Below are 23,109 nucleotides of genomic sequence, written 5' to 3' on the forward strand. Positions count from 1 at the left end.
GCATGTCCGTGGCTGTGAATCACAGCGGAAGTCCGTCGGGCCGCGCTCAGTACATTAGCGGAAGCGCGGCCTGACGGATTGAGCGACTCGTGCCGCGCTACGATCCTGCGCGGTAGTGCTCACCGATCTTGATCAACTGACCGGATTGAAGCCCGAGGTGAATGCAAGCGTCGAGTCGTTCCCGGGTTGGAGTGGTCAGTCGCTTCTGATTGAAGACTGCCAAAGTTCGACGATGCAGGGAGTCTTCATCCGACTTGCTACCACAGACCGCCATCATGGCATTCACGATCTCCTCGGGCGCAATGTCCATCAAACTTCGCGTGATCTCCGCCGGGGTGGTGCGGTAGCCACGCCAGCCAATCGGGTTGAGTTCCTTCGGCCAGACAAAGTCGCCGAGTCCTGATTTTTTGATCAACTCGGCCGGAATGCAACGAACGATCGTCTCCCGTTTCCCGGCCGAGACACGGTCGAGACCGAAGCGCCGGCCGACGTCACGGGCCAAACGGTCCATCGAGATCGGGCCTTCGATGTCCACTGTTTCCCGCACGGCACTCAGGATCGTTTGCTGAACCGAGGGTGAATCCACGCGATCGAGATCACCGCGTGGTCCGAGCGTTGTTGTGGGCGCCTCGAGATACGTGGTTCCGCGTCCATCCCAATCCCTGGCAACAGGACTGGCAGGGGGCGTATCAGCTGCAGCCATCCGACCGATCAGGACGGGTTCGTCGGACACTTCAGCGGGGTGGTCGGGCTCATCCGATTTCAGCCAGCGGGTGTTGTCGGCTGAGAAGTCGGCCGATATCGACACTTCGAGTTCAGCCAGCGCAGCGGCAGCGATGGCTTCGGCCTGAGCCAGTGCTGCGGCGTCGATCTGGGCTTGCCGTTCGGCCATGCGGAGCTTCGATCTGGTCAGCGCTTCCTTGACTTGTTGGACAACGGATTCGGGGTTGTCGATCCAATTGGGAAGCCACACGCGAACTGAAGCTCCCCAATGCATCATCGACTCGAGAAGCTGTGGTGTCAGATCGCGGTCAGCGACCGTCGGACGCTCAGCCCACGCCGGCCCGTCGAGCAGGATTGCGACCTGCCAACATTCAGATTCTGGTTCACGAAGAACTATGTCCAGAACAAAGTCTGACAGACCGTAATTTGCTTCGACTTCGTATCCCTGTTGGCGCAAGGCTTCACAGATCGACTCCTGGATCTGATCGGACGTGTTCTGGGGGCGTGGTTGGGACGAGGCGTTGCCGGAGCGATCAGGTTGTGCAGCGAGTTCCAGATATCCGCGAAGATGCGCCATTCCAACCGACTTGGTGCGTGAAAGATCGATGTCCGAAGGCTCGAACGAGGTGAAGATGACAACCTTTCGGCGGGCGCGGGTTATCGCAACGTTCAATCGTTTCTCGCCACCAGTACGGGTCAGCGGCCCGAAGTTGAGAGGCATCTTCGAATCGTCCGGTTTCTTCGAGAATGCCGTTGTGAAGAGGATGACGTCTCGCTCGTCGCCCTGCACGTTCTCGAGGTTCTTGACGAATATTCCGTCTTCCTTGTCGGTGCGTAGTTGGTCGAGGACCAGTGGATCTCCCGTTTTCTCCAGCAAATCGAGAACCAAGGTCTGTTGTTGCGCGTTGAAGGTAACAACGCCGATGCTTTGGGACGCCAGGTTGGCATTCGACAGGCGCTGGCGGATCTCAGCGACAATCGCTTCCGCTTCGACGATGTTGGTTCGGTGCAGTTGTTTCGTTTCGCGATTGAAATGTCCCGGTACTCTTCGCCATTCGACGCCAGCTGTGTCATCACCGCCAGGTGAAGGCAGACTCGCGAGACGTCCCTCGTAGTACTTGCGGTTGGAGAAGGCGATCAGAGATTCGTCTTGACTCCGGTAATGCCAGGAGAGCCACAGCCGTGGAACCCCGGATTCAACGGACTCCGTCAGAATGCTCTCGAGATCCTCCGGGATGACCTCGTCGTCTTCAGTGACATCGTCGCCATCGCTGGCGGCCACCTGGCCGATTGCAGTCGGCGGCATCTGCTGCGAATCGCCGACGATCACGGCCGAGTGACCGCGGCCCAATGCGCCGATCGCTTGAGGGACAGTGACTTGCGAGGCCTCATCGAATACAACGACGTCGAATGTGGCTGATCCCGGCGGCACGAACTGAGCTAAGGATGTGGGGCTGACGAAGAAGCACGGCGTTGCAGCCAGAATGTGGTCTGAGTAGCGAGTCATCAACTGACGGAAGGTAGTTCCGCCGCGCTTGGCATCGAGTTGGCGTCGGAGCTGCCCTACCTCGCCAGAAAGTGCGCCAGCTTTGAATGCGCGTCGGTCGAGCAATGCAGCGGGCAGGGCTGCGATCTGTTCCTCCCGCTGAGCCGCCGAGGCTCGGGCGTAGTCGAGTGTCTCGCCATCCTTGAGGGCCTTGTCGAAATTGGTGAGTCCCTGAGTTCTTCTGTGTTCGTTCAGTGAGGCAACTGCCAAGCCTCGGATGAAAGCGACTTCAGCATCTGAAGAGTTGATAGTGCCCGTGAGAAGTTCATGGGCAAAGACATTCAGCTCGGCAGTTTGTAGTGGCTCGAGGAAGGTCGACATTGTCGACCACTTGCGAACAGACGCTCCAGCGTCTGCATCGATCGAAAATCTCCAGGCTTCGGAGTCTCGACCCCATGCGGAGAGCCAATGAGACTCGTCGCGCCAACGGTCGAACTCGGCGTCGCTGAACCCGAGGAGTTTCTGCCAGGTGAGCCACGCCTGTGACACCGCTGCGAGCGCATCGATGTTCTGTTGGGACACAAGACCGGACTCGACCAGGATCCGCCACATGCCCGGGTGTGCGCGGATGTAGTCGCCGGACGCTTCGATGAAGTCGAATGCCGGCTGAAGTTGCTGTGCTGCATCAGTGTTGAAAGGATTCCAGACCGGGGGAGCAAATGGTCCAAGCAGTGCTCGCATGTGTTCGACAGTTTGTCGAGTCAATTCGCGTGCGCTGGAAATCGATCGCAACAACGGCAATGCGGTGTCCGGATCGATCGCCACGCCAGGCAGTAGGGCCGGCGCAACATCGCGGATGAACTGCTCCGTCCGCTTCTTCTTGCCGAATATGCCCTTGCCGACCTCCTCGGCCGCTGTGATCAATGGGTCGACGGAACCAGATCCGATGAAGTTCGGCATGAAAACTGCTGTGAGTGGCGCACATTGCTGTTGGAGCAGGGTCAGTTCGCTGAGTAGTGAAGTGCGGGACGTTGTCCACTGGGTACCCTGCATGCGCTCGACTACGGCCGGGTCGGCGATCATCCAGTTCGACTGCCGGCGAGCCTGCGGTAACAAGATCTCGATCTCGGCGGGAGTCCGCATCCGCTCGATGATCCGCAACGCAGGTGGGATCTGTTGAACGAGCGCAAGTGCGGAGGTCATCTGCGCCGAAGCCGAGCGGAACGAGTCGTCCGATGCTGCCGGATCGATCGCTCCGACGATGGTCCACGGATTGACGCGATTAATCGTAACCGAACGGGCAGCACGTTCGAATTGCTGCAATGCGTTGGTGACTGCGCGAACGCTGACCTTAGGGGACGCAACGTAAGGCGCAGGAATTGTGGCCGTCGGGCCGTCTCCAAGGCTGAGGACCGTGTCGTAGGCAGACCACAGTGTGTGCTCGACGCCGTTCTCGGTATGAATCTTGGACGGATAGTCGTCGAGCGGGACGTGCTTGGCCCGCAACTCAGCGAGCTTTGCTGACCAGGCGCGCTGATTGTAGTGAACAGAATGATCGATCGCGGTCTTCAGCTGAGCGCGAATAGCGTTAGCGCTCTGACTCTTTCCATGTAGGTCCAGCGTGAATTCGGCCAGGCCGACCTTTGTCAGCCGCTTCTTCACCACTTCGAGGGCCGCTTGCTTCTCGGCGACGAACAACACGGTCTTGCCCTGAGCGAGAGTGTGCGCAATGAGGTTGGTGATGGTTTGCGATTTGCCGGTACCGGGAGGACCCTCCAGGACGAAGGAGTGACCATCTGCTGCCAATGCCACTGCGCGGAGCTGTGAGCCATCGGCGGGGATTGGGACGGGCACTTCGAGTTCATTAACCGGCACCGCTTCGATGTCGGTACCGTCCGGGCGCCGTGAATCTCGGAAGGACTCACCGGCGTGATGAGTCAGATGACGAACGATGGGACTCTGCTCGAGAATGTCCCAGTGATCGTCGAGGTCTTTCCACATGCCGAAAGTCCCGAACTGGCAGATGGCCAGCGAAGCGGTTTCATCGATGCGGAAATCCAGATTGTGCTCGATCATGGCAGAGCGAATGCCCTTGAGCGCTGCATCGATGTCGATTCCACTCTCATCGAGGGGCGGCGTTTCCAATGAAGGAATCGAGACACTGTGCTTGAGCCGCAGCCACTCGACGAGGCAGTAGTTGGGAGTCGACGTGCCGGATGTGTCGACCACAATCTTGAAGGGGCTTCGCCCAGAACCACCAGTGACCTTGACCGGCAACAAGAAAAGGGGAGCTCGAGCGGGCCTTCCGGTGCTGGTGGCGTGCATCAATCCACCGAATGTCAGATAGAGATTGGCGTTGCCGGTCTCCTCGAACATCGTGTGCGCGGTGCGTTGCAGGTGCTTGAGTCGAGCCGTGTAGATGTCGTGCTTGACGACCGCATAGATTCGCTTTCGGTCGCGTAGATAGTCGAGAACCGTTGCATCCTCGATGTCTTGGGCTTGGCGTGCGCCCTGGAGTTCGTGGATCGAACTCAGTTCGTCGTGGGGAGTGAGCTCAATGGGAACATCTGCATGCACCAAATCATCGAGTAACGCGAGTCCGCCGATGGGGACGTGGAGATCGATGACTTCCCGTGACTCTTTCAAATTGAGCAGACGGTTCCGTGTACTGAGGTCAAGCAGGGATCGCTTCCATTTCTGAACTCGTGGGGGAGAAGTGTCAGTTGCATCGAAGACCGTGTCAACCGAATTCTGTTTAGTGAGAAGGTTATCGGGCAGGCTGAGGTCCGGCTGAATTGTGCCGGCAGCGGTGCGCTCGGATATTGGCGATGCGAATTCGTCGAAGGTTGGAAGCGGCCGCACACCGTCCTTGCGGGCGGAGGCGATCGCGACAAGTCCATGGAGGTCGTCCGGCTGGGAGAAGTGGCGTCTAGCATGTGCCACAGCATTTTTGAAGGATCCTTCGGGGCTGCTGTCGTAGTATGCAGCTTCGACGGCTACGACTTTTCCTGAATCGAAGAGATTGGCTATCGCGTTCGACTCGAGAATGACGCTGTGTGAGAGGTGAGCTTCTTCTTGCATGAATCCAGCGAACGCATGTCCCTTGACAAGCCAGATAACCGGTCGCAGTCCGGCCGCTTCCAAACATGCTGCATAGGTGACTGCTAGGTCGATGCACGTTCCGAAACGTTCATCGAGTACCTGTGCCGTCGTTCGGATCTTCTGGCCCGTTCCTTCGAACGAGGCAGGCGGATCGATATAGCGAATCTGACGGAGGCGTAGGGCTTCGTAGGTTGCTGCCGCGATCTCTGCAGCACGTTGTGGTCCGCGCTGATACCCCTCGAGTGAGGTGGAACCGGTGAGGTTGCCAAGAAGTTCGGACGCGGCGTCGAGAACATTGCTCACAGCTCGGGTGTTGGGCTGAACAAAGGCTGCCAGTGAATCGAAGAACTCGGGGGCATTGAACCACTCGTTGTGGGCCAGAACTCTAATCGGCACATTCAACGCGATGTCATCGCCCCAAAGGCGTGAGACGGTGACCGCGATGGTGGCAGGGTAGCTCTCGTTCAGTTCTCGAAGGTGCGGAACAGTTGGCACGACGGCCGTGTAGTCGTCCCAGAACGCCTCGTGACCGGGAGCGAGAGAACCGTCGACGATGTCAGTTCGAGTCGGTGAGAGTTCCTGGCCTGCACCGTGCAGTTGTACGGTTGCTTTGATATCGACGACGGGCGAATCGGAGTTGTTAGTGATCGAGAGCCCCCGTACCAGCGGTACTCCGTTGTGGACCAGAGCCAGGTTCACGGCGGGGTGAGTATGAAGTTCGATGGAGATGCCATCAACTTCCGTACGGCATCGGTCCCGTGCTGATTCACGCTCGTTCACTTTTCCTCCGAATCGTATTCCACAATTTGCCCGGGCGAAGATTCCAACTCCGTACGATCAAATTAATTACGTTAGGGCATGGCACTGACTGGTCTGCAGTGTCTAGGCGTTTTGCCGCACATTCCACTATCGTTTCGCATACTTTTCATGTGAGGTCTCTTATTGTCTGTGACTGATGAACGCGGGATTGCGAATTTCAGAACAGGCTTGGCGTTGCGCGTTCGCCCTGTCTGCGCCTCTTGAGAATTAGGGTCTAGACCCCGAAATATTCGATCCAAAAGGCACAGTTACCTGACTCCGATACCTCGGCTACCCAGATGAATGCTGCGAGGAGCGAAACTGCAACGCCGGGTGTCACGGTCGAGGATGCGCAGATCGTAGGTTCGCGCCTGGTACCAGCGATCGCGGACGGCTGGCGGACCGTAACGAGATAGCCGCGCTTGCATTTCACGGGATCGACTGGAATAGCGTTCGCCGCCGAAGGCTGGATGTTGTCGCTTCCGGCGGTATTGGAAAGTGGCAACAAACGTCAGCGCGCGTGCATCTCTGCAATCGCAAAGATGCACGCACGCAGTACGGGCAGTGGCTTGTTGCCTACTTGCTGGACGTCGAGGTGACTGCCCTAATACCAAGATCGCCGTCGGCGGCGTCTGTATTGTCGCCGCACGCACAGTCACAGTCTCCGCCGCAACCGCCGGGATTGCAGTCTCCGGCGTAGCTGTCGTCATCCGCGTCGCAGTCGAGGGCTCCGCCGAAGGATTCAGCGAAATCGTCGTCGAGTTCGTGAGTGAAGTCGTGAACCTCGTCGATCAGGTTCAGCAGATGTTGTGGAGCGAAGGGGTCCGCGTCGAGCATCGTGGAGACCAGCAGGTGGTCACCGCTGAAGGCGAAACGGAGGCGCGGCCATTCCTGCGCGAGTTCGATGAGTCGAGTCGCAGCGTGCGAGGGATTGCCGAGGCCGGTAAGGACCGAGGACCAGACGTTGATCTGGGGTCCGTCGTCGGCGACGGTCACGTAGACGACAAATCCGTGAACCGGTACGACGATGTCGCCATCGTCATCGGTGGCAGGCTCACTACCCAGTAGTTCGGCGAGGGTCTGGACGCACAGGCGAACCAACTCGTCGCGCTCGTCCGTCACCAAGGCAATTGCGCCGTTGATGTGGAGTGGCTGGTCGGCGGTCGTGTCGTGGTCGCTCATGGATCCTCATGTTCTGTGCCAGTCCGAGCAGGCGCTGGGCACTGTTTTCGTGCGGTAGCTGTCAGGTCTACGGTAATCGGCGCACACTATTGTCCGCGCAGTGGATGATCAACAATGCCTGCGCAGGTCCGCGCTGATCAGGACTTACCAGCCGACCAGCGACGTCATGCGAGTCTCGACAAATCGGACAGCCTTGTGGCAGTGAGTATCTCGGCTGTCGGTAGGTAGATCTAGCCTCCATACATGACGGGTCAGCGAGTTCGGCGAGCTTCACATCTGCGTTTGGTAGCTGCATATCAAGCGGCGCAAAGCCAGATGAAGGTCCTTACGCCGAGGCAGATACGGAATCAGCGTCGACGGCCGGAGGTGGCGAACTTTGTCATGCGGATCGAACTCGATTGCATCACGCCGCCTATTTGGAGACGGTTTTCGGTTCCGTCGAATATCGAACTGGACCAACTTCATTTGATTGTGCAGGCGGTGATGGGATGGGGAGATCAACACGCTCATCAGTGGGTGAGTGTCCATCATTCAACGGACAACGGCCCAGATCGGTATATCGCACGAGAAGTGATCGAGCGCGACGGATACCAGGAAGACGAGTTTGGTGAGGACGAGGTCCGGTTCGACGAGGCAGTTACCGCGGTAGGCGAGTACGTCCGTTATGAGTACAACGCCCGCGCAAGGTGGAGCCACACGTTGGTTCTCGAGCAGATTGTCGAAGACCAGTCGATTTCTGAGCCATCCTGTCTTGACGGCGCGAGAGCGTGCCCGCCGGAGGATTCTGGCGGTCCGATCGGGTATCGCGAGTTCCTGAACGGGCAGGCGAGTAACGGACTGTTCGATCCCGAACGTTTTGTTCCCGCAGAGTCCGATGCAGCAGTCACCATTGCAGTGGCACTGCATAAGTCACCACCTGTGGGAAGCTCGTTGTTCGAGAAGTTCTTACGCCGCCTGTCGGTTCATTCCGCACCGAAACTGTTTGCCGCAGTTGCCAAATCGGAGCTTCGTGGCGGATACGAAAACTACTTCGAGGTGATGCGTGAAGGAGCAACCCGTCAACTGCTGTGGCTGCTGAACTCCGCGCGAGGTGGTGGGATTGTTTTGACGGCGTTCGGGTCACTGCCTCCCGACCTTGTTGCGTCTGCCCGAGACGAACTCGATTGGGACAGTGAGTGGATCGGTGTCACGGCAGGGAGCGGCTCGCAACTAGCAGTACTCGTTGAAGCAGCAAAGACACTGGGATTTGTCCGGAAACTCCGAGGCACATTGATTCTGACTCGACTCGGCGCGTCAGTGCTTGCATATGAAGGCGAGCTGTGGCGTCACATCGTGATGGCCATGCCGTTGGGAAAGGGTGAGTTGGCGCAGGAAGCCGGCCGAATTCTGTTCCTTACGTTGGCTGCCGGCTTGTCGGAGTCCGAACGTAGTGAAGTGATGATCGAAGGCCTCACGGCATTGGGTTGGTCGACAACAGACGGAACACGACTCGGAGATGACGATTGGACGTGGATGGTGCGAGATACTCTCGTGTACCTGCGAATGATCGGGGCGATTGTCTCCAATCCGCTGGACGAGCATGTTTCCGCCGATCCCGAGTGGGGCCGACGGTTTGCCAGGATGGTCCTGTCGATGTAGCTGAGCGCTCGAATCGAGCATCGATTTCAATCGATGCGGAGTTGTTATATGTGCTGGAAGCGCACGATTTTTCTGCTGCGGAATCATGAATATTTTCGGGTGGAAAATATTGGAGTTTTTGTTCGAAATTGCCATCATGCTATGGTCGATTCTCAGTTGTTGAATTGCGTGGTCGAGCCAAAAGCTTGCGCAGAAGATTTATTTTGTGGAGGTTGGGTTTCCGAAAAGACGAAGTGCGTGTTGCTAGTCAATTGAATATGTGACCGGTGTTGGTATGGCGGTCGCTCCTAGGGCGTGCAGAAACGAAACGCAAAGATCCTGAACAGGGATTTTGTGCTTTGTTCTGCCGATTATGTGCGAAGGATGTGGCATGTGACGGGGTCCGACATGGTCCAGTTCAGTACCTTGGTAATTGTTTCACTGCTTGTTGCTTTTTATGGTGGAACTTTTCTTATTTCTCTTCGTATTGGTAAGAAGCAGGAAAATGCCGACGGTTTTATGACCGCCGGAAACAAGTTAGGATTTGGTGTTTCGGCCGCGAGTATGACGGCCACCTGGATTTGGGCGTCGTCGATGTATGCATCCGCCACTTCTGGCTACACCTACGGAATCTCCGGCCCCATTCACTACGGTTTATGGGGCGCGTTGATGATTCTCTTCATTTATCCGTTCGGCCAGCGAATTCGCAAAGTAGCGCCGAAAGCCCACACACTGGCTGAGGTCATGTACGCGCGGCACGGACGCTCGAGTCAGCTGATGCTCGCGGGCTCCAATATCGTCGGTAGTCTCATCAGTTTGATGTCGAACTTCCTCGCTGGTGGTCTGCTGATCGCGTTGCTTTCGCCGTTCAACTTCATCCAGGGTGTGTTCATCGTTGCGCTGGGCGTTTTGCTGTACACGCTGTGGTCGGGCTTCCGCGCTTCGGTGTTGACCGACTTCGTTCAGCTGATCGGAATGCTCGGTGCGGTAGCGGTTTTGGTGCCGTTCATCTTCTTTGCGGCGGGGTTCCCGGCAGCCTTCGAATCCGGGGCAGGCAACCTTACTGCTGAGCAGGGCAACTTCTTCTCGAGCGTTGCCTTCTTCGAGCAGGGCGCGCCGTACATCGCGGCAGTTCTTGCCTACGCAATCGGCAACCAGACCATTGCCCAACGTTTGTTCGCGGTCCGCGAAGACCTGATCAAGCCCACCTTCATCACCGCAACCGTGGGATATGGCGCAACGGTCATCGGTGTCGGAATGCTGGGTGTTCTCGCTCTGTACCTCGGAATCGAGCCGATGGATGGTGACGTCAACAACCTGATTCCGCAGATGGCCGCGTCGTACCTGCCCGGAATTTTGCTGGCCGTCTTCTTTGTCATGATCATCGGCGCGCTGTCATCGACGGCGGACTCGGACCTTGCTGCGCTCTCGTCCATCGTGATGACCGACGTTTACGGCCAAGCCGTCGCAGGCAAGGCTAATGCGAACCCTCGACGGATGCTGCTCATCGGCCGAGTAACGATGATTGTTGCCACGGCGGCGGCTATCTCCTTAGCAAGTCTGCAACTGAGCATTCTGGACCTGTTGGTGTTCGTCGGCGCGCTGTGGGGCGCGCTGGTGTTCCCGGTTATCGCGAGCTTCTATTGGGGAAAGGTCACCAACAAGGCCTTCACTGTGTCGGTGCTGGTGGCTCTTGCTGCCTTCTTGCCCGTCCGATTCAGTTGGGTGCCGATGGATGGGATGTTCGGGATTCTCTCCGACATCGTTGCCGTTGTCGGCATCGGAGTGGTGCTGGGGCTCATGGTATTTGGATTCTTCGGTCTGAAGGTTGCGCAGATCGTCGGTGGCCTGGCGATCGTGCTGTCCGCGCCGTTCGCGATCGGCTTCCTGCACGACTATCCAACGCTCAGCGGATCTTTGGTGGCCTATGCCGTCAGTACCGTCGTGTGCTTTGCGATGTCCGTCAATCAGCGTGAGACGTTCGATTTCGAACTGATCAAGCAGCGGACGGGAGACTTCGACGATGACGAGCTTCCTGCCGTGGGAGCGTCCGGAAAGTAACCGTCGAGACAAGTGGAAGGGATACGAATGAGTACAGCTCTACTGACCATTTACGTTCTGATCTGGCCGGCGTTGGTGCTGGTTGTCTTGGGGGTCATCAGCAAGGGATTCTTCAAAGATTGGGCAACTGCTCGCCGCAACGGTGAGGATCTGGTCTAACTTTTCACGCCGTCACCGACGGACTTCTTGTCGGTGGCGGCGGTCATATTGCAATCGGGACTAGGGGCAGCGTTATAGTTGCCCAGTGCAACACGACGGAGCAATGGCGCTCACCGGTCCACCAGCCGTTCATGACGAGCTGGTGCACCTGACGCGGCAGCTGATGACGGGGGATCGGCATTCCGATGACCACCCGTCGATCGCGCAGCATTCCTTCCTCTCCTTCATCGGCCGCAACGACGGCTGCAAGGCCACGGAGATCTCCGAAGTCTTCGGCGTCAACCGCTCGACCATCTCGCGCCAAGTTCGCGGCTGCATCGAGGCAGGCTGGGTGTATGCCGATCCGGGATCCGTTCGTCAGGGCAATCCGCTGCATCTCACGGAGGCTGGCCGCAAATACCTCGACGCCGCCGACGCGCGTCGGCTCGACCAAGTCGCCGGCAGGCTGCACGATTGGACCGAGTCCGAGGTCGCAGACTTCGCCCGCGCACTCCACCGCTTCAGAATCAGCATCGAATCGCAGACCAACGGAGATGACACCCTGTGAGTGAGTACAGCGCCAAAGCCCAGTTCACCATCTCCGACAATGAGTCTGTGGTGCACACCGTCTTCACTCACGCCGAGCGCACGCCAGATCTGACGGTGTTCTCCCGACCCAAGGGCGAGGGTTGGGTAGATGTAACGGCTAAAGAGTTCGCCGAGCAGGTCACCGGCGTCGCAAACGGGCTCATCGCCGCTGGCGTGCAGGCAGGCGACCGCGTCGCACTCCTCTCTGCGACCCGATACGAGTGGACGCTGTTCGACTTCGCCATCTGGGCCGCCGGCGCGGCTACCGTTCCGATCTACGACTCGTCGTCTCAGGGGCAGGTCAGCTGGATCCTCGAAGACTCCGAGGCCGTCATCGCGATCGTCGAAACCGGCGCGCACGAGCAGCTGTTCCAGGACGCGCCAAGCACCCTCAAAGCCGTCATGCAGATCGACGACGGCGCTGTGGAGAAGCTGACCGCACAGGGTGCCGACGTTGACGACACCGAGCTGAAGAAGCGGCTCGCGGGCATCAAGGCCGACGATCTTGCGTCACTCGTCTACACCTCCGGCACCACAGGCCGTCCCAAGGGATGCATCCTCACGCACCGCAACTTCCTGTCCGAGGTGCGCGGGATTCTCACGGCATCGATCGGCAAGGTGGCGGTTCCGGGAAACCGAGTCCTGACCTTCTTGCCGCTCGCGCACGTACTGGCCCGCGCGGTGTCCCTTGCGACGTTCGAAGCTGGCGCTTCGCAGGCGCACTGGTCCGACTTTGCCACCATTACAACTCAATTCGAGCGGTACAAGCCCAACACCATCCTCGGTGTTCCGCGTGTCTTCGAAAAAGTTCGTGACGGCGCAGCACGCAAGGCGGAGTCCGGTGGAAAGATTCCCGGCGCGATCTTCGCCTTCGCCGAAGCCACCGCCAAGGAGTACAGCCAAGCTCTCGACAAGGGCGGTCCTTCGCTGATCTTGAAGGCGAAGCACGCAGTGGCAGACAAGCTCGTGTATTCGAAGCTTCGTGAGGCTCTCGGCGGCGAGTGCTGGTTCGCGATCTCCGGCGGCGGCGCCCTCACTCCTGAGTTGGGACACTTCTTCCGTGGGCTCGGAGTTCCGATCTACGAAGGCTATGGCCTCACCGAAACCACTGCGGCGCACTGCGTCAACGTGCCGGGTGCTCAGAAGATCGGAACCGTCGGACAGCCGATGGGCGGCAACGGGGTTCGCATCGCCGAGGATGGCGAGATCGAACTCAACGGTGGAGTCGTCTTCAAGGGATACTGGAAGAACGACAAGGCCACCGAAGAGACATTCGTCAACGGCTGGATGCGAACCGGTGATCTCGGTGAACTCGACAGCGACGGTTACCTTTCCATCACCGGACGCAAGAAGGATCTTCTGGTGACGGCGGGTGGCAAGAACGTCTCGCCTGGCCCGATGGAAGACCGTATCCGTTCGCATTCCATCGTCTCGCAGGCAGTCGTCGTCGGCGACGGGAAGACCTACATCACGGCGCTGCTGACCGTCGACCCCGAGGTGTTCGAGAAGTGGAAGGCGGAGAACGGTAAGCCTTCTGGCGCGACCGTCGCCGAACTACGTGACGACAAGGACCTTCGAGCGGAGCTGCAGAAGGCTGTCGACGACGCCAATGCTGCTGTCTCGCATGCGGAGTCGATCAAGAAGTTCGTCATTCTCGATCGCGATCTGACCGAGGAAGACGGTGAGATGACAGCGACGCTCAAAATCAAGCGCAATGTCGTCGTCGATCGGTTCTCGAAGGAGATCGAAGGAATGTACGCAAAGAGCTAGGCGCGTTTGGGGAACTGCTCGCGGTAAGCCATCACGTCATCGAGGCGGAACCTGCGGTGGGTGCCTCGTAGTTCGATCGGGAGTTTCCCGGCGTCGGCGAGCTTACGTACATATGTGTCCGAAACGCCGAGGATCTCTGCTGCCTGCGAGGTGGTGAGGAGTTCTGCGACGGGCCCGAGGGCGACGCTGTCGCCGGCAGCGAGGTAGGTCAGGAGCTGCACGACGGCGTCGCCGACCGATGGCGGAATCTCGATGCTCACGCCGTCGAACACCAGCGTGGTCGTGTCCGTCGAGGTTGCGGCTCTCTCGGCCAGGGCCGTTTTGATTCGCTCGGCAGCGTCGCCGTCGACTGCGGAAACGATGTGGTCGATGCTCACGCGGTATATCTCCGATCGAAGGCAGTGTTTCGCAAGCATAGACAGCGACAGTGTCCGTCGGCACGCTGGCTAGCGTCGTGTGCGTTGCATTACATGAGTGCCGTGAGTGGAAAACTATATACCCACGTAGATCGGAATTCGAAGGTTTTGGCGCCCAAAGATATTCGACTCGACGCATATGTAACTCACCAAATTTGGTGTACCCGCAAGTAACATCCTGAGCGTGGCTAGACGATCGGTAACGGTGAGATTCGACGTAGAGGAACTGAGGGCCCTAGAGACCCTCCAAGAGCTCACGGGCGCGGACATTTCCAGCGTCATTCGTGAAGCTGTGATCGAGCATGCTCGTCGATGTGTTGCACAGGGAAAGCCCCGCGACATCGCCGAGCGACGCAAATCGCTGACCTTGCAGGAAGCCTTCGCCAAGTACTCCGCGTTGTGCACCGATGAGGAGAGGGAAGCGTCGTAGCGCTCTGCCGATGCGGCGGTGACTGGTTGAGTTCACAGTGATTCTGACTGTGGCGCTGGGTAGTTCGTTCGAGGAATATTGCGGCAACAGAAGTGTTGCGTAGACCTCTGACAGGAGCTGGCCAGTGACGGACGTCCTCGAACTCTCCACCGATGTATTGGTGATCGGTGGTGGCCCCGCCGGCGCGTGGGCGGCGTTGCGTGCGGCCAAGGCCGGTGCAGACGTCGTCCTGGTCGACAAGGGATACTGCGGAACGAGTGGCGCGACGGCCCCATCCGGAACGGGTGTTTGGTACGTCGAGCCGGATACGACTGCCCGTGAGCGGGCAAAGGCCGGTCGTGAGGCGCTCGGCGGATATCTGGCCGACCACCATTGGATGGACCGCGTCCTCGAGCAGACCTACTCCAACATGGATCTCCTCGCGGTGGAGGGTAGATATCCGTTCCCCGTCGACCCCAGCACGGGCAAGCAGATACGTACCGGCTTGCAGGGACCTGAATACATGCGACGGATGCGCACCTGGATTCGTCGAGCCGGGGTGCGGATCCTCGACCATTCGCCGGCACTGGAGTTGTTGGTGGACGGCGAGGGCCGAGTTCGCGGAGTCGCCGGATACCAGCGTCACGAACATCAGGACTACCGCGTCTCGGCAGGCGCGGTAGTGGTCGCCAGCGGAGGTTGTGCGTTTCTGTCCGGTGCGCTGGGCACCAATGTCGATACCGGTGACGGTGCATTGATGGCAGCCGAAGTCGGAGCGGAGTTCTCCGGCATGGAGTTCTCGAACGCGTACGGGATCGCGGCGGCCGGATCGACGATCACCAAGACGGCTTACTACGCGTACGCGACGTTCTTTCACGCAGACGGAAGCGTGCTCGAAGGTGCCGGTTCGGCGAAGGGGAGGTCCGTCATCGCCAGCACGTTGCGGAACGAGCCGGTCTTCGCGCAGATCGATCGGGCCGACGCTGAGGTGCAGCGTCGAATGAGGCTGGGGCAACCCAACTTCTTCCTGCAATTCGATCGCCGCGGAATCGATCCCTTCACCGACAAATTCGAGGTCGGCATGCTCGCTGAAGGCACGGTGCGCGGCACTGGGGGAATCAACGTCGTCGATGACGATTGCGCGTCATCCGTTCCAGGTCTGTTTGCCGCCGGGGACGCTGCGACCCGAGAGCGAATCTGCGGAGGGTTTACCGGCGGGGGAAGTCACAACGCCGCGTGGGCGATGTCTTCTGGTTCATGGGCAGGAACCGGTGCTGCGCGCTATGCGCTGTCGGTCGGACGTGGGTCTACCAGTGGTCTTCGCGGAGCCGGAACCGTCGGATTGCGTAATCCGGTACGAACCGGGTTTGCTGCCGACGATGTGGTGAAAGCTGCTCAAGCGCAGCTGATTCCCTTCGACAAGAACTACCTCCGCAGCGGTGATCGGGTATCCGCAGCGCTCGCTGAGCTCGAATCGCTGTGGGGTGCAGTGAGTGCGGATCTGGGCGCGGATCCAGCAGGTCGGATGGCGGCGCGGCAGGCTGCCGCGATCACGGCCGTCGGTCGCTGGATGTACCACTCGACGTTGGCGCGGACCGAGACTCGGGGAATGAGCAAGCGGGACGATTATCCCGAACTCGATGTGACGCAGCACCATCACGTCCTCACCGGCGGTTTGGATTCGGTGTGGACCCGGACTTCTGAATCTGTCGGGTCTGCACTGGTGGCGTCATGATCGAGCTGGTGTCCGCGCCTGACTGCATCGGCTGCGACAAGTGCGTAGATGTGTGTCCTACAGATGTTTTCGATCGGACGCCGTCGGGCGTCCCGGTGATTGCGCGCCAATCGGATTGCCAGACCTGCTTCATGTGTGAGGCATATTGCCCGACGGATGCGCTGTATGTGCATCCGCAATCCACGCCGTTGGAAACGGCCGATGTGATCGAGGACGATCACATCGGCCGCTACCGAGAGAAGATCGGATGGGGCAAAGGGCGGGCACCTGGGTCGCTGACTGCGGTGGGCCCGGAGGTGCCCCGTCCGGTTACGACCTGACGAGAATCTTGACTGCAGTGTCGTTGTGCTCGATCAGAGTGGTGAATCCTTCGGAGATCAATTCTTCGAGCTGAATACGACCGGTGATGAATGGCGCCAGATCGACGACACCGTCCTGGACCATCTTGATGACCGCCTCATGGTCACGTACGTACGCGATGGTTCCGCGTAGATCGATTTCCTTGAGGACCAGCTTCTGCATGTCGACGGTCGCGGGCTTGCCCCAAATCGACACGTTGACAACAACTCCAGCAGGCCGGACCGTGTCGAGCATGGTGTCGAGGACCGCGTTGACGCCTGCGCACTCGAAGCCGATGTCTGCGCCGATGCCTCCGCTGAGTTCGAGGACGCGCGCTTTGACGTCTTCGGTGGTGGGATCGATGACGTAGTCGGCCACGCCACTGGAGAGCGCCTTGGCCTTGCGGGCTTCGCTGAGTTCGGTGACGATCGTCGTGACACCCAGCCCTTTGAGAACTGCCGCAACGAGGAGTCCGATCGGACCGGCTCCGCCCACGATGGCGACGTTGCCGCTTTCGGCTCCACTGCGCACGACTGCGTGATGGGCGACGCTCAACGGTTCGATGAGAGCTGCCTCGTCGAGCGGGATGTTGCCGATCTTGTGGATCCAGCGACGGTCGACGACGACCTTCTCGCTGAGTCCGCCACCGCCGCCGGCCAAGCCGATGAACCCCATCTTCGTACACAGGTGGTAGTTGCCCGCCTTGCACGGGGCGCACTCGTTGCAGACGAAGTACGGCTCGACGACAACATTTTCACCGACCTCGACGTCCGTCACACCTTCGCCGACCTCTTCGACGGTGCCGGAGAACTCGTGGCCCATCGTGACCGGCGCATTCTCGTGTGAGAGTGGATGCGGGTGTCCGGGTGCGGAGATGAAGATCGGTCCCTCGAGGTACTCGTGGAGATCGGTGCCGCAGATTCCGCACCATGCGACCTTCAGCTTGACTGTTCCTGGCCGCAATTCGGGCTCAGGGATCTCTTCGATCCGGATGTCTTTCTGCCCGTGGAACCGTGCTGCCTTCATTGATCCGCACCTCACTTCGTTGTGAATCCCCTGGTAGATCGACGTTAGGCCGATTGTCGGCGTGGGTGAAGGGTTGCAACGGAATGCAATGGGGTGGAACCGATCGGTGCTGGGGAGCGTCCAATACTGTGAGCGGGTCGCGAACGAGGGGGAGTGCTGTGGGAGTGAGGGGTGCAGTGGTCTTGGTCGCGGCCGCGCTGTTGGTTGGGGGTTGTTCCTCGACGGTCGAGGGGCATGCAGTACGAGCCGACGAGGCTGTTGGGCTATTTGACCCTTGTGGCGGCATTAGCGACAGCGCCTTGCGGTATGTCGGCGTTGATCCGGCGACTGAGGAACGCGGGATTCTTGGAGTTCAGATTCCACGATTTGAAATCTGCTCATGGGATGGGACGGGAATTTCGCTGAGCGTCTGGTCAACTGACCACACTCTCGACGAAGTCGAAGCGAACACCAACAATGCCGATGTAAGGGCTGCGAATGTTCATGGCGGCCCTGCTATCAAATTCGGGCAGCGTGACGATGCGACCGGACAGATTTGCTCTGTAGCTTGGACGACCAATCAGGGGGTGCTGATCGTGCGGATCGCCCCAGATTTCGGTGAGACGCCAATCGACCCGTGTGGCCTCGCCTCGACGATTACCGACAAACTCTTCCCGGAGCTCCCCAGATGAATCGCTCGCTTGATGAAGGTGGTGCTACGCATGAGTTCAAATGAGGACTCCGGGGCCGAGGTTTCGTTCTCGCTGGATCCGGACACGGCGCGATTGCTAGTTACGGCATGCGGCGAATACCAAATGACGTTGGAGCATTTGTCTGTTGCTGCTGCGAAACTGAGTTGGGTTGGTGGTTTAGGGACGCTCGCATCAGGTCGAGCGCTTCAGACGAAGTTCGAGGAGAAGGCCGTCGGTGGCCACGATGCGCTCGTCGATGTGTTGGCGAGTCATATCGCGGTCGTGGAGGCAATGCAGGCTCAGTTTCAAGCCTGCATCGACAACGCATTGGATCAGGAGTCGTCGAACGTGTCGACTTTGAGGTCGGTCGACCTGCCAAATTGAGGCAGCGAAGTGTCGCTGGAGTGTCCGGGCAGCGAATGAGGGGGAGTGCTGTGGGAGTGAGGGGTGCCGTGGTCTTGGTCGCGGCCGCGCTGTTGGTTGGGGGTTGTTCCTCGACGGTCGAGGGCGAGGCTTTCCCTGTCGATGTGATTGGGATGTTTGATCCGTGTGAGGTTCTCAGCAATGAGGAATTGGAGAAAGTCGGAGTTGACCCGGCAACAAAAGAGGTTGACATCGTTGACACGCATATCGATGGTTTCAACATTTGCTCGTGGAACGGTGAGTGGTACTTCTTGTCTCTGACATCGACCGATCATTCGCTCGTAGAGGTCGAACAGAATCCAGTCATGCGCGACCTTCATCGAGCCCAAATCGCCGGGCGCGAAGTTCTGAAATACCAGGAACGCAATGACAAAACAGATTCTGCTTGCAACGTCGCCTTCGCGACCTCTCAATCCACTGCGATGATCCGCGTCGGCGCCAAGGTCGGTGTGGCGCGCCCCGAGACGCCGTGCACGCTGGTGGAACGAATCGCCGAGACAGTGATTCCATTGCTCCCGTGACAGCGGTCCTGATTGCAGCTACACCCTCGAATACAGGAGTCACATGTCGAATTTGTATCTCGATGCCAAAGTCGCCGGCGAGCTGATCGCGGCTTGCACTGAACTCCGCACGCAGTTCGAGGCAGCATTGAACTCCGCCGCACTACTCGGTCAATTGACAGGGTTTGGAACCCTAGGATCCGCACAGGCCCTACAGGCTAAGTTCGAGGAGAAGGCCGTCGGTGGCCACGACGCGCTCGTCGATGTGTTGGCGAGTCATATCGCGGTCGTGGAGGCAATGCAGGCTCAGTTTCAAGCCTGCATCGACAACGCATTGGATCAGGAGTCGTCGAACGTCTCGACTTTGAGGTCGATCGACCAACCGAACTGAGTCAGTGGATGTGTTGCTGCCAATCGGCTGGGACACGACCCTTAGGTCCCGGCGTCGGCTGATCTACGGGATGTGAAGTGGGCGCCGCCAATTCAGGTCCGTCGTACGCCTCGTTGGTTTCGAAGCTCCAGAACCAATCCTCACCGGGTTCGTAGCTCTGCATGAACGGATGCTTTGTCGAGGCCGCATGCTTGCTCGCGTGCTGTGACGGTGAGGAGTCGCAACACCCCACGTGACCGCATTGCGCGCATCGACGCAGGTGCACCCACCAACCGCCGCTCGCATCGCATTCAACGCATCCCGCGCCACTGGGCGGCACACTCGGATCGATCCCCGCTGGAAGTCCGTCGGTCATGGTCCACCCTCTCGCTGACTGAAGTCGGTCATTTCATCGTGCGCTTTGCCTACCGGCCGTGCAAGGGCGACTAGTCGTCGCGCGTATCCCGCGGTGGGCCCGCGATGGGCAGCAAAACTCTGAACCGGGTGTTACCGGGCTCAGACGTGACCCGAAGCTCACCACGATGCTTGCCGACCACAATTCGCCACGAAATATCAAGGCCGAGACCGGTTCCCTCACCGACAGGCTTAGTCGTGAAGAAGGGTTCGAAGATCCTGTCGATGACGTCATCGGGAATCCCGGCGCCGGTGTCGCAGATCTCGATGCACACGCGGTCGCCATCGCGGCTTGTCCGAACGGTGAGTGTTCCCGATCCGTCCATGGCAGACACCGCATTGTCGATCAGGTTGGTCCACACCTGATTGAGTTCGGCGGCGTAGGCGTCGATCGGTGGCAGCGCGAGGTCGTATTCCTTGACGACGTCGATTCCGCTTCCGATCTTTTGCCCCAACATGATCAACGTGCTGTCAAGTAGTTCGTGGACATCGATGGTCTGGAAGGGCGCGCGGTCCATCTGAGAATACTGTTTGGCTGCACCGACGAGAGTCGAAATCCTCGTTGTGGAGTCGGCGATCTCGTTCATCAGGAGTTCGGATTCGATGGTGTAATTCAGCCAGCGAATTGCGCCTTCTAGCACCGACTCGTCTACGGCTGCAGCAACATTCTCGAGCCAAGCGGTATCGAGACCAGCCTGCACGAAGGTCGGAGCCAGATCCCAACCCTCTCGAATCGAATGATCCTCGAACCATTCACCCAACGAATCCTCTCGATCCGAGGCTTCGAGGGGAGTGAGCGTCGGCGCCTTGGCGACAACCTCTGCAACTTCCTCTTGAAGTCGCATGAGAGTGACGAGGGCATCGCGGTCGTAGGTGCCCGATGCAACCATCCCCAGTTTGTGACGCATGCCTGCGACACGCTCGCGCAAAGAGGCTGTCGCTCGAACCGCTGCGGCTGCAGGGTTATTGAGCTCGTGAGTCAACCCGGCCGACAGTGATCCGAGTGCAAGGAGTCGCTCTCGCTGATCGATGATCTGCTGAGTGTTCTTCTTGCCGAAGAAAACACCTTCGAGTAGATGAACCGCCATTGGAAACCACTCGCGCATCGCGTTGCCGAACTTGTCGGCGTCCAGGACGAAAAACGTCGAAGGAGTCGTCACTCGCATCGACCCCGCGTAGACCTGCGGTACACGATCGCCGAGATACGCCGTCCAGCCTCCCGAGTAGACGCCGCGCTGGGTGGTCCTGTTGATCTCGATGTCTTCGCCGCCCGACAGCTTGGACAGCACAACCTCGCCCTCGATGAGGACGTAGAAGCAGGTGGCAGGCTCACCTTCGAGGTAGACCTGACCTCGATCGATCTCGGTGATATGGCCTGCCTGGCACAGTGATTCGAGTTGATCGTCGGTGAGCTTCTCGAACAGGAACAGGGTGCGGAGCAGGTCGGGGCTGCATTCAGGAATGGACATCGAATCTCCCTATTGTTGAGCGAGATAGCGGTGGACGAACATCACGGCCATCGCGCCCTCTCCGACGGCCGACGCGACGCGCTTGGCCGATTCGGCGTGTACGTCCCCGGCGACAAAAACTCCGGGGACACTGGTTTCGAGATGATGTGGTGCGCGGTCGAGCGGCCACCCGTCCGGTGTGACGCCTTCGGACGGAAGGTCCGGGCCGGCAAGAACGAAGCCATTTCCGTCGCGGACCACCACGTCTCCGAGCCAGTCGGTCAGGGGAGCGGCACCGATGAAGATGAACAACCACTGAGCATCGACAGTGTCTTCTTCTCCGGTGGCTCTGTTACGCAGTGTGATTCGTTCGAGGTGATCGTCACCCTCAGCGCCGACTACCTCCGTGCACGTGCGCACGGTGATCTTCGGATTCTTTTCGATCTGCTGAATCAGGTAGTAGGACATCGAGGCTTCGAGCGAGTTGCCGCGAATGAGAATGGTGACGGACCTAGCTCCGCGGGAGAGATAGACCGCAGCTTGGCCTGCCGAATTGGCGCCGCCGACTATGTATACATCCTGCTCGCTGCACCGTGCAGCTTCGGTGACAGCTGACCCGTAGTAGACCCCTCGGCCAGTGTATGTATCGAGCCCCGGCGCCGAAAGTTGGCGATAGGAAACACCTGTCGCCAAGATGACCGAGTGGGCGTCGACCGACGAACCGTCGTCGAAACGCACGGTGCGGGCCGAGCCGTTGATTTCCAAACCGGTGACGTCTCGCGCGGTGATGACTTCGGCGCCGAACTTGGTTGCCTGGCGCCTCGCCCGATCGGCCAACTGTGCGCCGGAGACTCCGTCGGGGAAGCCCAGGTAGTTCTCGATTCGTGAACTCTGGCCGGCCTGACCGCCAGTCGCCCGCCGTTCGATGAGAACCGTCCGAAGCCCCTCCGAAGCGCCGTACAGAGCAGCTCCCAGACCCGCAGGGCCGCCGCCGATGACAACGAGATCGTAAAAGTCTTCGGAGAGAGTAGTACTCAACCCGAGTTTGTCGGCAAGTTCGGCGTCAGTGGGCTCGACGAGGACATCCCCATTGGATGCGATGACGACGGGAAGCCGCAGTTCGTCGGTACCGGCAGCCGAGAGCAGTCGTTGTCCTTCGGGTTCGTCCGACATGTACCAGCGATAGGAAAGTTGGTTGCGTGCCAAGAACTCTCGAACGTCGGATGATCGCTCGGACCAACGATGGCCGATCACCTTTGTTTCCTCGGCGGGGTGATGACTCGAGCTTGCCCAGGCATCGAGCAGCGCATCGATGACGGGGTACAGCTTCTCCTCCGGCGGATCCCAAGGCTTGAGGAGGTAGTGGTCGAGGTCGACTACGTTGATGGCGTCGATCGCAGCATCAGTATCGGCGTACGCGGTGAGGAGAACGCGACGAGCTACGGGATACAGGTCCATTGCCTGTTCGAGGAACTCGATTCCACTCAAACCGGGCATGCGGTAATCGGCGACGATCACAGCGACTGCATCGCCGCGAAGTTTCATTTCGCGCAAGGTCTCGAGAGCCTGGTCGCCGGACTCCGCACGAATGATTCGGTACTTCTCTCCGTACCGCTTGCGGAGGTCTCGAACGACGGCACGCGAAACACCAGGATCGTCGTCGACGCTGAGGATCGCTGGTTTGGCCGGGGCTTTCGGTGCGCTCACTCGGTGCCTTCCCGAAGTTGTAGTCAACCTCTCCAGTATGCGACTGCTGAGCTGAGCGTCAATCGCTGGAGATGCGCTCTGAGTGAACCAGCGATCGTGACCTGGGAATTTCAAGATTGCGGGAACCGATCGAGCCTCCGATGCATCCAATAGAGTGGGTCCACATCAACAGGGGGTGCCATGCGG

At 59.2% G+C, this 23,109-nt stretch carries 19 protein-coding genes; 12 read left to right on the top strand and 7 right to left on the bottom strand.

Annotation, left to right across the window (positions count from 1 at the left end):
• Nucleotides 1-97 precede the first annotated feature (97 nt).
• Both proA and RE4_RS16565 read right to left on the bottom strand, forming a co-directional pair.
• Entirely contained in the window at nt 98-6,010 is a 5,913-nt protein-coding gene (proA, locus tag RE4_RS16560; RefSeq protein WP_238077034.1) for an anti-phage protein ProA, read from the bottom strand.
• 675 nt (nt 6,011-6,685) lie between these two features.
• Nucleotides 6,686-7,291, bottom strand: a complete 606-nt coding sequence (locus RE4_RS16565) for a T3SS (YopN, CesT) and YbjN peptide-binding chaperone 1 (protein ID WP_060938972.1) — start codon at nt 7,289-7,291, stop codon at nt 6,686-6,688.
• Between the two features lie 381 nt (nt 7,292-7,672).
• Between RE4_RS16565 and RE4_RS16570 the strand changes: the two genes are divergently transcribed.
• From RE4_RS16570 to RE4_RS16585, 5 genes are all read left to right on the top strand, one after another.
• Complete coding sequence (locus tag RE4_RS16570) at nt 7,673-8,929, top strand: plasmid pRiA4b ORF-3 family protein (protein ID WP_060938973.1); 1,257 nt, start codon at nt 7,673-7,675, stop codon at nt 8,927-8,929.
• Nucleotides 8,930-9,316: 387 nt separating this feature from the next.
• Nucleotides 9,317-10,969 carry a sodium:solute symporter family protein gene (locus RE4_RS16575; protein WP_174531771.1) on the top strand — a complete coding sequence of 551 codons (1,653 nt, stop codon included), beginning with the start codon at nt 9,317-9,319 and terminating at the stop codon, nt 10,967-10,969.
• Between the two features lie 27 nt (nt 10,970-10,996).
• The gene (locus tag RE4_RS31455; protein ID WP_003941363.1) at nt 10,997-11,128 is read left to right on the top strand and encodes a putative transporter small subunit; all 132 of its coding nucleotides are present in this window, start codon (nt 10,997-10,999) and stop codon (nt 11,126-11,128) included.
• Nucleotides 11,129-11,231: 103 nt separating this feature from the next.
• The gene (locus tag RE4_RS16580) at nt 11,232-11,675 is read left to right on the top strand and encodes a MarR family winged helix-turn-helix transcriptional regulator (RefSeq protein ID WP_007726042.1); all 444 of its coding nucleotides are present in this window, start codon (nt 11,232-11,234) and stop codon (nt 11,673-11,675) included.
• Entirely contained in the window at nt 11,672-13,465 is a 1,794-nt protein-coding gene (locus RE4_RS16585) for an AMP-dependent synthetase/ligase (protein ID WP_060938975.1), read from the top strand. Before RE4_RS16580 ends, RE4_RS16585 begins: the two co-directional genes overlap by 4 nt.
• Here RE4_RS16585 and RE4_RS16590 read toward each other — a convergent pair.
• Nucleotides 13,462-13,842 carry a helix-turn-helix domain-containing protein gene (locus RE4_RS16590; RefSeq protein WP_003941392.1) on the bottom strand — a complete coding sequence of 127 codons (381 nt, stop codon included), beginning with the start codon at nt 13,840-13,842 and terminating at the stop codon, nt 13,462-13,464. The genes RE4_RS16585 and RE4_RS16590 overlap by 4 nt on opposite strands.
• Before the next feature lie 223 nt (nt 13,843-14,065).
• Here RE4_RS16590 and RE4_RS16595 point away from each other — a divergent pair, with 223 nt between their 5' ends.
• From RE4_RS16595 to RE4_RS16605, 3 genes are all read left to right on the top strand, one after another.
• Complete coding sequence (locus RE4_RS16595; protein ID WP_020908376.1) at nt 14,066-14,311, top strand: hypothetical protein; 246 nt, start codon at nt 14,066-14,068, stop codon at nt 14,309-14,311.
• Nucleotides 14,312-14,435: 124 nt separating this feature from the next.
• Nucleotides 14,436-16,025: an FAD-dependent oxidoreductase gene (locus tag RE4_RS16600; protein ID WP_060938976.1), complete on the top strand. Its 1,590-nt coding sequence runs from the start codon at nt 14,436-14,438 to the stop codon at nt 16,023-16,025.
• Nucleotides 16,022-16,345 carry a 4Fe-4S dicluster domain-containing protein gene (locus tag RE4_RS16605; protein WP_007726052.1) on the top strand — a complete coding sequence of 108 codons (324 nt, stop codon included), beginning with the start codon at nt 16,022-16,024 and terminating at the stop codon, nt 16,343-16,345. Before RE4_RS16600 ends, RE4_RS16605 begins: the two co-directional genes overlap by 4 nt.
• Here the strand turns inward: RE4_RS16605 and RE4_RS16610 are convergent.
• Nucleotides 16,335-17,390, bottom strand: coding sequence for a 2,3-butanediol dehydrogenase (locus tag RE4_RS16610; RefSeq protein WP_060938977.1), 1,056 nt, complete (start codon nt 17,388-17,390; stop codon nt 16,335-16,337). The two genes, RE4_RS16605 and RE4_RS16610, sit on opposite strands and share 11 nt — an antisense overlap.
• A 176-nt stretch (nt 17,391-17,566) precedes the next feature.
• Between RE4_RS16610 and RE4_RS16615 the strand changes: the two genes are divergently transcribed.
• From RE4_RS16615 to RE4_RS16630, 4 genes are all read left to right on the top strand, one after another.
• On the top strand, nt 17,567-18,061 hold the full coding sequence (locus RE4_RS16615) for a DUF3558 domain-containing protein (protein ID WP_051296052.1): 495 nt from the start codon (nt 17,567-17,569) through the stop codon (nt 18,059-18,061).
• Nucleotides 18,062-18,091: 30 nt separating this feature from the next.
• Nucleotides 18,092-18,445, top strand: coding sequence for a hypothetical protein (locus RE4_RS31605; protein WP_232816907.1), 354 nt, complete (start codon nt 18,092-18,094; stop codon nt 18,443-18,445).
• A gap of 68 nt (nt 18,446-18,513) precedes the next feature.
• Nucleotides 18,514-19,005, top strand: coding sequence for a DUF3558 domain-containing protein (locus RE4_RS16625; protein WP_230091180.1), 492 nt, complete (start codon nt 18,514-18,516; stop codon nt 19,003-19,005).
• 43 nt (nt 19,006-19,048) lie between these two features.
• Nucleotides 19,049-19,375, top strand: a complete 327-nt coding sequence (locus RE4_RS16630) for a hypothetical protein (RefSeq protein WP_060938978.1) — start codon at nt 19,049-19,051, stop codon at nt 19,373-19,375.
• Nucleotide 19,376: 1 nt separating this feature from the next.
• Here RE4_RS16630 and RE4_RS16635 read toward each other — a convergent pair whose 3' ends face one another.
• The 3 genes from RE4_RS16635 to RE4_RS16645 form a co-directional block, all read right to left on the bottom strand.
• A complete protein-coding gene (locus tag RE4_RS16635; protein ID WP_003941317.1) occupies nt 19,377-19,730 on the bottom strand; it encodes a UBP-type zinc finger domain-containing protein in 354 nt (117 codons plus the stop codon).
• A 70-nt stretch (nt 19,731-19,800) separates the two neighbouring features.
• Entirely contained in the window at nt 19,801-21,237 is a 1,437-nt protein-coding gene (locus tag RE4_RS16640; RefSeq protein WP_060938979.1) for an ATP-binding protein, read from the bottom strand.
• 9 nt (nt 21,238-21,246) lie between these two features.
• Nucleotides 21,247-22,923 carry an NAD(P)/FAD-dependent oxidoreductase gene (locus RE4_RS16645; RefSeq protein WP_060938980.1) on the bottom strand — a complete coding sequence of 559 codons (1,677 nt, stop codon included), beginning with the start codon at nt 22,921-22,923 and terminating at the stop codon, nt 21,247-21,249.
• Nucleotides 22,924-23,109: the final 186 nt, after the last annotated feature.

Source organism: Rhodococcus erythropolis NBRC 15567, from assembly GCF_001552595.1.
Lineage (GTDB): Bacteria > Actinomycetota > Actinomycetes > Mycobacteriales > Mycobacteriaceae > Rhodococcus_F > Rhodococcus_F erythropolis.

Excerpts from the sequence above, each read along its gene's own strand:
- RE4_RS16635 (WP_003941317.1), bottom strand. The coding sequence starts at position 19,730 with ATGACCGACGGACTTCCAGCGGGGATCGATCCGAGTGTGCCGCCCAGT.
- RE4_RS16610 (WP_060938977.1), bottom strand. The coding sequence starts at position 17,390 with ATGAAGGCAGCACGGTTCCACGGGCAGAAAGACATCCGGATCGAAGAG.
- RE4_RS16630 (WP_060938978.1), top strand. The coding sequence starts at position 19,049 with ATGTCGAATTTGTATCTCGATGCCAAAGTCGCCGGCGAGCTGATCGCG.
- RE4_RS31455 (WP_003941363.1), top strand. The coding sequence starts at position 10,997 with ATGAGTACAGCTCTACTGACCATTTACGTTCTGATCTGGCCGGCGTTG.
- RE4_RS16605 (WP_007726052.1), top strand. The coding sequence starts at position 16,022 with ATGATCGAGCTGGTGTCCGCGCCTGACTGCATCGGCTGCGACAAGTGC.
- RE4_RS16575 (WP_174531771.1), top strand. The coding sequence starts at position 9,317 with ATGGTCCAGTTCAGTACCTTGGTAATTGTTTCACTGCTTGTTGCTTTT.
- RE4_RS16580 (WP_007726042.1), top strand. The coding sequence starts at position 11,232 with ATGGCGCTCACCGGTCCACCAGCCGTTCATGACGAGCTGGTGCACCTG.
- RE4_RS16565 (WP_060938972.1), bottom strand. The coding sequence starts at position 7,291 with ATGAGCGACCACGACACGACCGCCGACCAGCCACTCCACATCAACGGC.
- RE4_RS16640 (WP_060938979.1), bottom strand. The coding sequence starts at position 21,237 with ATGTCCATTCCTGAATGCAGCCCCGACCTGCTCCGCACCCTGTTCCTG.
- RE4_RS16570 (WP_060938973.1), top strand. The coding sequence starts at position 7,673 with ATGCGGATCGAACTCGATTGCATCACGCCGCCTATTTGGAGACGGTTT.
- RE4_RS31605 (WP_232816907.1), top strand. The coding sequence starts at position 18,092 with ATGAGTTCAAATGAGGACTCCGGGGCCGAGGTTTCGTTCTCGCTGGAT.